8 protein-coding genes are annotated in these 12,112 nt (G+C 73.9%); 7 read left to right on the top strand and 1 reads right to left on the bottom strand.

The genetic code is table 11. The features are described 5' to 3' along the window. Positions 1-83: 83 nt before the first annotated feature. From ACFU0Y_RS13615 to ACFU0Y_RS13590, 6 genes are all read left to right on the top strand, one after another. Positions 84-1,985 carry a pyruvate kinase gene (locus tag ACFU0Y_RS13615; protein WP_380215066.1) on the top strand — a complete coding sequence of 634 codons (1,902 nt, stop codon included), beginning with the start codon at positions 84-86 and terminating at the stop codon, positions 1,983-1,985. A gap of 79 nt (positions 1,986-2,064) precedes the next feature. Then, positions 2,065-3,039 carry an acyl-CoA thioesterase gene (locus tag ACFU0Y_RS13610; RefSeq protein WP_380215065.1) on the top strand — a complete coding sequence of 325 codons (975 nt, stop codon included), beginning with the start codon at positions 2,065-2,067 and terminating at the stop codon, positions 3,037-3,039. A gap of 105 nt (positions 3,040-3,144) precedes the next feature. Then, a complete protein-coding gene (locus ACFU0Y_RS13605; protein WP_380215064.1) occupies positions 3,145-3,957 on the top strand; it encodes a di- and tripeptidase in 813 nt (270 codons plus the stop codon). A 135-nt stretch (positions 3,958-4,092) separates the two neighbouring features. Next, entirely contained in the window at positions 4,093-5,115 is a 1,023-nt protein-coding gene (locus tag ACFU0Y_RS13600; protein ID WP_380215063.1) for a glycerophosphodiester phosphodiesterase, read from the top strand. A 114-nt stretch (positions 5,116-5,229) separates the two neighbouring features. Further along, positions 5,230-6,120 (top strand): FAD:protein FMN transferase, encoded by an 891-nt coding sequence (locus ACFU0Y_RS13595; protein ID WP_380215062.1) that lies wholly within the window; start codon positions 5,230-5,232, stop codon positions 6,118-6,120. Positions 6,121-6,576: 456 nt separating this feature from the next. After that, positions 6,577-10,644 (top strand): Pls/PosA family non-ribosomal peptide synthetase, encoded by a 4,068-nt coding sequence (locus ACFU0Y_RS13590; protein ID WP_380215061.1) that lies wholly within the window; start codon positions 6,577-6,579, stop codon positions 10,642-10,644. Positions 10,645-10,783: 139 nt separating this feature from the next. Here the strand turns inward: ACFU0Y_RS13590 and ACFU0Y_RS13585 are convergent, their stop codons facing one another. After that, positions 10,784-11,497, bottom strand: a complete 714-nt coding sequence (locus ACFU0Y_RS13585; RefSeq protein ID WP_380215060.1) for a BTAD domain-containing putative transcriptional regulator — start codon at positions 11,495-11,497, stop codon at positions 10,784-10,786. Positions 11,498-11,818: 321 nt separating this feature from the next. Between ACFU0Y_RS13585 and ACFU0Y_RS13580 the strand changes: the two genes are divergently transcribed. After that, positions 11,819-12,082, top strand: a complete 264-nt coding sequence (locus ACFU0Y_RS13580; protein WP_380215059.1) for a hypothetical protein — start codon at positions 11,819-11,821, stop codon at positions 12,080-12,082. Positions 12,083-12,112 lie beyond the last annotated feature (30 nt).

Here is a 12,112-nt window from a genome sequence, read left to right as displayed (position 1 = left end):
GGCCCCGGGTCGCCCCGCGTTCAGCCGCTGTTCGCCCGGAGCGACTACGGTCGGCGCTGACAGCCGCGCCGACGAGGAGGATCATGAGGAGTCAGCAGATCGACGGCGGTCGCGGCCGGGCAGCCCCCGGAGGCGACCGCGGGAGGGAGCAGGGCATGACCGCGGCCACCCGGCAGGAGCGCGCCGCGCAGCTGCACGACCGCGTCTCGGCCCTCGTCGACGTGGTGCTGCGGGCCCGCCGGGCCGCCGTCCCGCAGCTGGAGCGCGTGAATCCCCGCCACCGCGGGTCCGCCCTGAACCTCGTGGACTACGTGGCGGTGCGCGGCCAGGACGTGCGGGACCTGCAGCGCGACCTCAGCGGCCTGGGCCTGTCCTCGCTGGGCCGGATGGAGGCCGGGGTGATGAGCCACCTGGGCGCCGTCCGGGAGACCCTGCGCGTGCTCGCCGGCCGGGAGGAGGAGGCATCGGCGCCCGGCACCACCGAGTCCTCCGAGCCGGCCGAGCCCGGGGCGGAGGTGCTGCGCCGGAACACCGCGGCACTGCTCGGCCCGGGCCGGGAGGGGCGCAGCACCCGCATCATGGTCACCTTCCCCTCGGAGGCCGCCGGGGACCCCCGGCTCGTCCAGGACATGGTCCGCGCCGGCATGGACGTGGCCCGGATCAACTGCGCGCACGACGGCCCGGAGCAGTGGGCGGCGATGATCGGCCACGTCCGGGCGGCGGAGCGGGATCTCGGCCGGGAGGTCCGCGTGGCCATGGACCTCGCCGGGCCCAAGCTGCGGACCGGGCCGATCGAGCCCGGCCCGCAGGTCGAGAAGATCAAGCCCACCCGGGACAGCAGCGGCCGGGTGACCGTCCCGGCCCGCCTGTGGCTGGGCGAGGCGGATCCTGCGGTCGACGACGACGCCCCGGCGGTGCCGGTGGCCGGTGCGGCCTGGACCGCGGCCCGCATCCCGGGGGAGCGGCTGCGGCTCAAGGACGCGCGCGGCTCCGGGCGGACGCTGCGGGTGCTCGAGGCCACCGGCCCCGGCGTGCTCGTGGAGTGCGCCAAGACCGTGTACTTCGCCACGGGACTGGCCGTGCGGGCCGAGGACGGCACGGAGGGCGTGCTCGGCGAGCTGCCCGCCGTGGAGCAGTCCCTGCGCGTGCGCGCGGGGGACACCGTGGTGCTGACCCGGGACCTCACGCCCGCCCCGGTCCGGGCGGAGAGCCCCTTCCGGATCGGCTGCTCCCTGCCCGAGGTGTTCACGGACGTCCGGGAGGGGCAGCCCGCGTGGATCGACGACGGGAAGATCCGCTGCCGCATCACGTCCGTGGGCCCCGACGAGGTCGAGCTGGAGGTGCTGCAGGCCGGTCCCGACGGGACCCGGCTGAAGGCCGGGAAGGGCATCAACCTGCCCGAGACGGACCTGCGCATCTCCGCGCTCACCGACGAGGACCGCTCGCACCTGCCGTTCGTGGCCGAGCACGCCGACATCGTCAACATGTCCTTCGTGCGCTCGCAGGAGGACGTGACCGACCTGCTGCAGGAACTCGAGCGGATCGGCAACACCGCCCTGGACGTCACCCTCAAGATCGAGACCGTGGGCGGCTTCGAGTCGCTGCCCCCCATGCTCCTGGAGGCCATGCGCTGGCAGGACGTGGGCGTGATGATCGCCCGGGGGGACCTCGCGGTCGAGGCCGGGTTCGAGCGGATGGCCGAGGTGCAGGAGGAGATCCTGTGGCTGTGCGAGGCCGGCCACGTGCCGGTGGTCTGGGCCACCCAGGTCCTCGAGTCCCTCGCCAAGAGGGGCCTGCCCTCCCGCGCCGAGGTCACGGACGCGGCGATGGGCCAGCGCGCGGAGTGCGTCATGCTCAACAAGGGCCCGTTCGTGGTGGACGCGATCGAGGCCCTCGACGACATCCTCGTGCGGATGGAGGGGCACGCCCGCAAGAAGTCGGACATGCTCCGCCGGCTCAACGCGTGGGCCCCGCCGGCCGGCTGAGCCGCCGTGCGGGCCGCGCGGCGGACCGTGGTGGGGCGGGGCGACCGCCCGCCCCGTGAGCCGTGCCACACTGGGAGGCATGGCCGCACGCGACACCGCCGTTCTCCGCTTCCTCGCCGCCCCGACCGACGCCGGGCGCACCGGCACCGTGGACGGGGGGCGCGTCCTCGAGTGGATCGACAAGGCAGCCTACGCCTGCGCCGTGGGCTGGTCCCGGGCCTACTGCGTCACGGCGTACGTGGGCAACATCCACTTCGACCGCCCGGTGTGCGTGGGCGACATGGTGGAGGTCTCGGCCAAGATCGTGCACACCGGCCGGTCCTCGATGCACATCCGGGTGGAGGTGGCCTCCGCGGACCCCCGCGAGCACGGGGTGACGCTCAAGGACACCTGCCTGATCATCATGGTGGCCGTGGACGGGGACGGCCGGCCCACCCCCGTCCCGCAGTGGACCCCCGAGACGGAGTACGAACGGCAGCAGTCGGCCGTCACGCAGCGGCGGATCGAGCTGCGCACCGGCATCGAGGAGCTGATGGCCGGGCAGCGGTACACGGACGAGGGCACCGCGGAGGAGACCGTGCTGCGCTTCCTGGCCGCTCCCACGGACATCAACTGGGGCGGAAAGGTGCACGGCGGCACGGCCATGCGCTGGATCGACGAGGCCGCCTACGTCTGCGGGGCCCGGTGGGCGGGACGCCCGGTCATCGCCGTGTACGCCGGGGGCGTGCGGTTCTACCGGCCCATGCACATCGGCCACCTCGTGGAGGTGCGGGCGCGGCTCATCCACACCGCGGCCCGCGGCCTGCACATCTCCGTGAACTGCTGGTCCGGGGACCCCGCCACCGGCGAGCTCGCGCTGACGACGAACTGCCTCATGGTCATGGTCGCCCTCGACGAGCAGGGGCACGCCCTGCCGGCCCGGCAGTGGCAGCCGGTCAGCCAGGAGGACCGGGACCTGGACGCGTTCGCCCGGGAACTGGTCCGGCTGCGGGCCGAGTTCCCGGACTCCTTCCAGCAGGTCGACCCCTCGGTCTCCCGGCTGCCGGGGAGCTGAACCGGACCGCCCTCCGCCGTCGGCGAATCCGGGGGCCCGATCAGCCTGCTGTGCATATAGTGGGCCGAGACCCACCGTCCCGGCACCCCACAAGGAGAGCCCGCCATGGACCTGAATCCCCTGAACAACGCGTTCGACGACGAGGGCAAGCCCAAGCCCGCCATGAACAAGCTGCTCGACACCGTGCTGCGCGTGCAGCGGCCCGTGGTCCTGGCCTTCGTGAAGAAGGAGCGCGCGGACCACCCCGACGAGACGCCCGAGCAGATCGCCAAGCGGCTCGAGAAGATCTACGTCCGGTCCGTGACCGTGGGCGGCGGGGCCGTGGGCGCCACCGCGGTGGTCCCCGGCATCGGCACCGTCGCCTCCCTCGGCCTGTCCTCCTTCGCGGTGGCCGGCTACCTCGAGGCCACCGCCCTGTACGCGCAGGCCGTCGCCGAGCTGCACGGGGTGCACACCGAGGACCCCGAGAAGACCCGCACCATGGTCATGGCGCTCATGCTCGGGGAGGACGGCCGCCAGGTCATGAACCAGATCCTGGCCAGCGGCACCAAGGGCCGCGGCATGATGTCGTCCTGGGGCCTGATGATGGGCAAGGACGACTCCAAGACCTTCGACGTCAGCCGGATCATCCGCAACATGTTCGTCAAGCGCTTCCTGCTCAAGCAGACCGGAGCCGTGTTCGGCCGAGCGCTGCCGTTCGGCGTGGGCGCGGTCGTCGGAGGGGGAGCGAACCTGGCCATGTCCAAGCAGGTCATCGCCGCGACCCACGAGGCGTTCGGGCCGCTGCCCACGACGTTCCCCGCCGACCTCGCACCCGAGGAGCGGGCCCCGCGGATCGGCGACCGGGCGTCCCGCGGCGGCAGGCGGGGCCGGAAGGCCGACGCGGTCGGCCACGGCGAGATCACCGGCGGGCAGTAGACCCCGCGCCGGGGCCTCTGCGCACCCCGGCCGCCCGCCGCACGACGACGCCCCGCGCCCGCGGGGCGTCGTCGTCGTTCACGGCCGGTCCGCCGGGCCGTGGCCCCGCGTTCACCGCGTCTCCCTAGCCTGGGCGTGAGCGGGGCCCACCGCGCCCCGACCGACAGCCGAGGGAGCGCCGTGCGGCCGATCATCTACGCGCACCGAGGGGCCAGCGCGGTCTTCCCAGAGCACACCCGGGCCGCCTACGTGCAGGCGCTGCTCGACGGCGCCGACGGCGTGGAGTGCGACGTCCACCTCAGCCGCGACGGCCACCTCGTCCTGCACCACGACGCCCAGCTGGGCCGCACCAGCGACGGCCGCGGGCCCGTCTCCGCCCGCACGCTGGCCGAGCTGCGCCGCCTCGACTGGACCTCCTGGAAGGGCACGCCCATCCCGCCGGGCCACGGGGCCCCGGACCGTCAGCTGCTCACCCTGCCCGAGCTGCTGGACCTGCTGCGGGCGGCGGGCCGGCCCGTGGGGCTGGCCGTGGAGACGAAGCACCCCAGCCCCTTCGGCCACCGGCTCGAGGAGGAGGTCCTGGGCCTGCTGATGCGGGAGGGCTGGGACCCCGAGACGGGACGGCTGGAGAACCTCACGATATCGCTCATGAGCTTCCACCCCGACGCCGTCCGGCACCTCCTGGAGACGGTGCCCGCCCGGCACGTCTGCCAGCTCGTGGAGACGACCACCCGCCGAACGGTCCGGGACAGCCTGCGCGTGGGCCGCACGGCCGCCGCCGTGCTCCACGCCGGAATGCGGCTCGTGGCGCCGCCGGCGCTGCCGGTGATCTCCGCGGGCCTCGTGGACCTGGTGGGCCCGGGACTGGACTTCGTCCGGGCCCATCCCGAGCTGGTGCGGCAGTGGCGGGCCGAGGGGCGCGTGCTGCGGGTCTGGACGGTCGACACCGCACGGGACGTGGACCTGTGCCGCGCGCTCGGCGTCCAGCAGCTCACCACGAACCGGCCCGCCGAGGTGCTGCGCTGGGCGGGCGGGGCGGCCGGGGACCCGCGCGGTGTCCCGGCGCGCGCGGTGGCCGGGATCCCGTCCGGCATCCCGGCGGGCCCGCCGGCGGCCGCCCCGGGCCGGCCCCGGTGCGCTGCGATCCCGGTCCGGTAACGAGCGGTCACGTCACCGTCCTCCGGGCCCCGGCGCGCGTATGCTCGTCAGCACCTGTCCGTGTCCCCCCGCACACTGTCGTCGCTCGTCTCTCCCCACCGCCAGGAGACGGTCATGCCCACCCCGATCCCGCCCCGCGCCCCGGACGCCGTGCGCGCGCCCGCCCCGGACCTCCAGGCCGAGGCGCTTCGGATCGCCGAGCGCGTGCGCGACGAGGTCGCCCGGGCCGTCTCGCCCGAGCGCATCGACTCGGAGCTGTCCCTGCTCAACCGGTTCGCCGAGCACGAGGACGTCGACGTCGTCGTGGGGCCCGTGCTGGCCGGCATCGTCGCGGCCGCCCTGCTCACCGCCCGCCTCACGAGCGGGCTCACCGACCCCACCACCGGCGCGGCCGCCTGGCGGGTCCTGGACGGGCTCGAGCCGCAGCCGGCGCCCGGCATCGGCAGCCTCGAGCTGGACGTGCCCACCCGGCGGCTGCGCATGGGACGGGGCACGGTCCTGGACCTCGTGCCCGTGGCGGAGGCGTGGGCGGCGGACCGCACGGTCCGGCTCTTCGCGGAAGCGCATCCCGGTCACGCGCTGGTCGCCGAGCTCGGCGGGGTGTGCGCCGTGGGCGGACCGCCGGCCGCGGCCGCCGCCCTGGTCGGCACCGCGCCGCCGGCCCGGACCGCAGGCTCCTGCGGCGGCGTGGAGCCGGGGATCCGGGCGGTCCTCGTCGAGCGCGGCCGGCGTGGTCTCGCGGTGGTGGAGGGCCCCGGGGGCGACCTGGTCAACCCGGTGACCGGCGCCGCCGTGGCGAGCCCGTGGGACCGCGTCGTGGTCGCCGCGCCGAGCGCGGTGGAGGCCCAGGCCTACGCCCGCGCCGCGCACGTGCTGGGCCAGGACGCCCCCGGATGGGTCGCGGCGTGCGGCGCCGACGGCGAGTTCACCGGTGCCCGGCCGGGCAGCACCCTCCGGCGCCGGCTCAGGACCCCGGGCTGGCCGGCGGGCCTCGCGGCGGCCTGAGCAGCACAGCCCGCCCGGCACCGCGCCGCGGCACGGAGGGGCGGTCCTCGGCCCGCTCGGCGGCCGGCAAACCCACCCCACAGGCGTTCACGAAAGGTAACACTGCGACCTCTTCGGCCCACAGGGCCGTGGCGGACGCGGACGCCTGGCGCGGCGTCGCCGCACTGCCGCCGCTGCCCCGCACATCCGGCCGCCCGGCCCCCGGCCGAGGTCCCCGAGCGCGGGATCCGCGCGATTGCAGTCGAGAACGTCTCACTGGGCGGGACGACCGGCTGTGATCTTCCCCACCACCGGCCCCGTGGGGAACGGCATCATCCCTGACGGCTCCGGAGGCGAACGCATCGATAACGCCGCGATAACGCCGCCGTGACGGATCCGTGAGGAGGCCATAACACCCCGCTCCGTAGAACGGACGTGCCGGTAACACCGGTGCCCGTGCATCGAAAGGAGTTGGACATGACCTCAGTGCCACATCGCTCTCAGCGCCGCGACAAGGCTGCGGCGGCAGAGCGCGTGCTGTGGGACGAGGCTGCCGCGCAGGGAGGCCCCACCGGAGCGCTTCCGTGGACGGAGCCCTCGACACGGGGCGTCCGGAGCACGGAGACCAGGCCCACCCGGCTGCACCACTTCTTCGAGCGCAGCTGCGATCTCACCCCCGACGCCCAGGCGCTGCACGCCGACGGCCGCGCCTACACGTACGCGGAGCTCGACGAGCTCGCCAACCGTCTGGCCCACCTGATCGCCGGCTACGGCCTGAGCGCGGGCGACCGCGTCGGCATCCTGCTCCAGCGCTCCACGATGCTCTACGCGTCCCTCCTGGCGATCCTCAAGACGGGCGCCACCTTCGTCCCCATCGACCCGAACCTGCCCGCGGACCGCGTCCAGTTCATCGCCGAGGACTCGGACCTGTCCCTCATGCTGACCTCCGCCGAGTTCGTGGCCGTCGTCGAGGACGCGCCCGCCGACGTCGTCGACGTCGGCAGGATCGGCGAGCGGCTCGAGGAGGCGCCCGCGCACCGCCCCACGGTCCGCCACGAGGGCGATCCGACGTGCTACATCATCTACACCTCGGGCTCGACCGGCCGCCCGAAGGGCGTCGAGATCGCGCACTCGAGCATCTGCAACTTCATCGAGATCGTGCCCGAGGTCTACGACGTCCGCCCCGAGGACCGCGTCTACCAGGGCATGACCATCGCGTTCGACTTCTCCATCGAGGAGATCTGGCCGACCTGGGCCGTGGGCGCGTCCCTGGTCGCCGGTCCCACCGACGACGCCCGCCTGGGGCAGGGGCTCGCCGAGTTCCTGCAGCGCATGGAGATCTCGGTGCTCTACTGCGTGCCGACCGTCCTGGCCACCCTGGAGCACGACCTGCCCCGCATCCGCAGCATCCTGGTGGGCGGCGAGGCCTGCCCCGCCGACCTCGTGGACCGGTGGTCCACCCCCGAGCGCCGGATGCTCAACACCTACGGCCCCACCGAGGGCACCGTGACGGCCACGTGGGGCGAGCTGGCCCCCGGACGGCCCGTGACCATCGGCAAGCCGCTGCCCACCTACGAGGTGCGGATCCTCGACGAGCAGATGAACGAGGTCCCCGACGGCGAGCCGGGCGAGATCTGCATCGCCGGACCGGGCGTGGCCCGCGGCTACGTCAACCTGCCGCACGTGACCGAGGAGCGGTTCCGCCCGCACCCGGACGGGCCCCGGGCCGGGCGGATCTACCGCACCGGCGACCTGGGCCGGATCATGCCCGACGGCGAGATCGAGTACCTCGGCCGCGCCGACAGCGAGGTGAAGATCCGCGGTCACCGCGCGGACCTGCAGGAGATCGAGAACGTGCTGCGCCGGGAGGACGCGGTGGCGGACGCCGCCGTCAAGCTCGTCTCCGGCGGCGACGACGTCGCGGCGTTCCTGACCCTGCGCGCCCCGGTGCGCGACGAGCGCGCCCTCTTCGAGCTGCTCCACGACTCCGTGGTCGCGGCGCTGCCGCCGTACATGGTGCCCTCCTTCTACGAGATCCTGCCCGCGATGCCGATGATGGTCAGCGGCAAGGTGGACCGGAAGAACCTGCCGGAGCCCAGCACACCGCGCTTCGTGACGACGATGGGCCTGGTCCCGCCGGGGACGGACACCGAGTGGGGGATCACGGAGGTGTGGTCGAAGGTCTTCCGCATCCCCGAGGACCAGCTCTCGGTCGAGGCCGACTTCTTCATGGAGCTGGGCGGGCACTCGCTGCTCGCCGCGACCGCCACGTCCGAGCTGCGCCGGGCGCACCCGGACCAGGACATCTCCATCGCCGACATCTACACCTACCCGACCGTCCGGGACCTGGCGCGCCACCTGGACGCCGCTCCGGCGGCCGTCCCCGCCGTGGCCGCCCCGGACGACCGCCCCGCGCCGCTGCACCACACCAGCGGCCGGGTGGCACTGTGCGGGATCGCGCAGGTCACCACGATGGTCCTGGCGGCCATGCTCGTCGGCTCCCCGCTCGCCGCGGTCCTGTACTCCTACGGCGGGCAGTTCAGCTACGCCCTGATGTGGGACATGCTCCTCGTCGGCGTCGTGGTCTCCGTGCTCGCCCGCTTCTTCCTGCCGTTCCTCGGCTCCCGGGTGCTGGGCCGGCTCGTCAGACCCGGGCACCACGCCCTCTGGGGCCGGCAGTACTTCCTGCTGTGGTGCATCGACGGGCTGACCCGGCTCTCGCCGCTCAGCCTCCTGACCGGCACCCCGATGGCCGCCGTCTACCTGCGCCTGCTGGGCGCCAGGGTCGGCCCGGACGCCCACGTGGGCACCGCCGCCATCGGCCTGCCCTCCCTCGTCACCATCGGCTCCGGCGCCAGCATCGGCTACAACTCCTCCGTGCAGACCGCACAGGTCGAGGAGGGGTGGGTGACCATCGCGCCGGTGCACATCGGCGACGACGCGTTCGTGGGGGCCAACGCCCTCCTGCAGCCGGGCACCCGGATCGAGGACGGCGCGCGCCTGGCCGAGCAGTCCCTGGCCTCCCGCAACCAGACGATCCCCGCCGGCGAGCACTGGCTCGGCTCCCCGGCCCGGCCCGGTGACGGCGACGACGAGCTGCTCGAGCGGATGGAGCGGCGCCCGCTGCCCAGCGGACGCTGGCCGGCCCCGCTCGCGGCCGGGCTGCTCCTGGGCTGGCTGGTGCTCGAGCTGATGCCCTTCGTCCTGGTGCTGCCGTCCTTCCTGATGATCTGGGCCGCGGCCCTGGAGTTCGGCCTCCCGGTGGGGCTCGCCCTCACCCCTGCGGTCGGCGTCGTCTACGTGCTCACGGTCTGCGCCGTGGTCGCGGCCGGACGGAAGATCGTCCTGCGCCGCACGCCCACCGGCATCCACCCCGTGCGCAGCGGGCTGGGCGTGCGCAAGTGGATGGCCGACCAGCTGCTGTCCACCAGCCTGGAGAGCACCAACGCCCTCTACGCCACGATGTACACCGTGCCCTGGCTGCGCGCCCTGGGCGCCAAGGTCGGCCCGCGCTCCGAGGTCTCCACGGTCGGCCACGTCGACCCGGACCTCCTCACCCTCGGCGAGGGCAGCTTCGTCGCGGACATGGCCAGCGTGGGCAGCGCCGTCTACCACCACGGCCACCTGTACATGGAGCGCACCGTGGTGGGGGACCGCTCGTTCGTGGGCAACGCCGCGTTCGTGCCCTCGGGCACCCGGATGGGCGAGGGCTCCCTGGTGGGCGTCGCCTCGGTGCCCCCGGCCGACGTGCCCGACGGCACGTCCTGGCTGGGCTCGCCCGCCATGTTCCTGCCGCGCCGGCAGGACAGCGGCAACTACGACGAGAGCCTCACCTTCCGTCCCTCGCGCAGCAAGGTGGTCGCGCGCCTCGTCATCGAGGCGCTGCGCATCACGGTCCCGCCGGCGCTGATCGGGCTGATCGGCTACCTGGGGCTGCTGGCCTCGGTGGCCCTCGTGCCCGAGCTGACGCTGCTGGGCTTCGTCGCCGTGCTGCCGCTCATCGCGCTGGCCACCGGTCTGACCGTGGTCCTCGCCGTCGTCGTCCTGAAGTGGGCGATCGTGGGCCGCTACCGCCAGCGCGTCGAGCCGCTGTGGGACAACTTCGTCCGGCGCAGCGAGTTCGTCACCGGCGTGTACGAGTCCGCGGCGGTCCCCGCCCTCATCGGCGGGCTCGTGGGCACGCCGCTGATCGGTCCGGTCCTGCGCCTGTTCGGCGCCCAGATCGGGCGGCGGACCTACATCGGCACGACCTACCTGACCGAGTTCGACCTCGTCCACATCGGCGACGACGCCGCCGTCTCCACGGAGGTGTCCCTGCAGACGCACCTCTTCGAGGACCGCGTGATGAAGATGTCCCACGTGGAGATCCTCCCCGGGGCCAGCGTCGGCGCGCGCTCCATCGTGCTCTACGACACGACCGTCGGCGCGGGCGCCTCGGTGGACGCGCTGTCGCTGGTGATGAAGGGCGAGCAGCTGCTGCCCCACACCGCCTGGCGCGGCATCCCGGTGCGCTCGGCCGCGGCCGCGGTGACCTCGGGACGATGACCCGGTCATGAGCAGCCACAAGGTGTCCCCGCGGCCCGGCACCGGGTCGCGGGGACACCGCCCCTCCTCCGACCTCCCCGACGGGAACGTGCCGGCCGGGAGCGGTGCGGAGGCCGGCAGCGCGCTCCGTGGTGGCGCGTCAGGCGCTGCGCATGTGACCCATCAGCTGGGTGATCTGCGGGGAGGGCGGCGCCCCGAGCTCGTCGGCCATCGTGCTGCAGAAGCTGCGGAAGGTCTGCAGGGCCGGGGCGTTGTTGCCGAGACCCAGGTCCGCCTCGATGGACACACGGACCGCGCTCTCCCGCAGCGGGTCCAGGGCCCGGACGTTGTCGGCGAGCACGTGCGCCCGGTAGAAGTCCCCGTGCTCGAGGGACAGGCGGGCGAGGTGCTCCACGGCGTTGACGTACAGGGTCCGGAGCCGGTCCTGCTCGGCCATGACCCAGCCGTCGTACCAGCCCGGCAGCAGCTGCGCGCCGTCGGGGGACAGGAACCAGGGGTCCTCGGTCACGGGGGCCGTGGCCGTCGCCGCACAGTGCAAGGACTCGCGCAGCTCGTGCAGGTCCACGGTGACCGGCTCCGCCAGGGCGATGTTGTTGCCGCGGGTCCCCACGGCCCCCGGCACCTGGCGCGAGATGTTGAAGACGGTGGTGCGCAGGCTGCCCATCGCACGCTCCGCGGTCCGGTCGGGCCACAGCAGCTCGCCGAGGAAGCGGCGCGGCTTGGGGCCGAGGACGGCGAGCGCGGCCAGCAGGCGCTGCTGCCGGTGGCCCAGGGCCAGTACGGTGCCGTCCAGCTCGACCTCGACGTTGCCGAGAAGCCGCAGCCTGATCGAGTGTTCCCCATCCATTGTCATGATCCCCCACTGTCATGATCACTGTCCCCGGTGCGCCGCGGACCTGCCTTCCCCCGAAGGCCGTGGTCCGAGCGCCGTCCTCTCCGGTCCCGCGGACCAGGATCCAGGTCCGCGGCGGAAGAGGGCTCAGGCACCGATGATCCCGGGCGGGGCGCTGTGAGTCAAAAGCGAACGCCACGGGAGCGTCAAAAGCAAACACAATTGCCGGACGGCCGGCACGCGGTCCTCGACGAGGGTCGCGCCCGGGCCGACACCGTGGTATACGACCGATCCCCGCGGCCGGCGTCGCCGGCCGGGGGCACGAGTTCAGGAGTTTCGCCGATGACCGACCAGCGACCCGTCACGGGAGTCCGCACGGACCCCCTCGGGAACATCGTCGCGCTGTGCAATCCCACCGAGATGTGGTCCCCGCGGTCGACCACCCGCATCATCCGGGACATCGAGAGCGGGGTCCACCTCTACTACGTCCCCGGATCGTCGGGGCAGCTGCGGGTCCGCGTGGTGTCCGCCGGGTGCGAGAAGCGGCTGTGGGCCGCCTCGGAGGACACCGTCTGCAACAACCTGCACGACCTCCCGTCCGTCTGAGCCCGGGGCCCGCGCGGGGCGGACCCGCCC

Source organism: Kocuria sp. NPDC057446 (assembly GCF_042802875.1).
GTDB lineage: Bacteria > Actinomycetota > Actinomycetes > Actinomycetales > Micrococcaceae > Kocuria.
The sequence above is the reverse complement of the archived record's forward strand: the minus strand, read 5'-3'. Positions and strand labels throughout refer to the sequence as shown.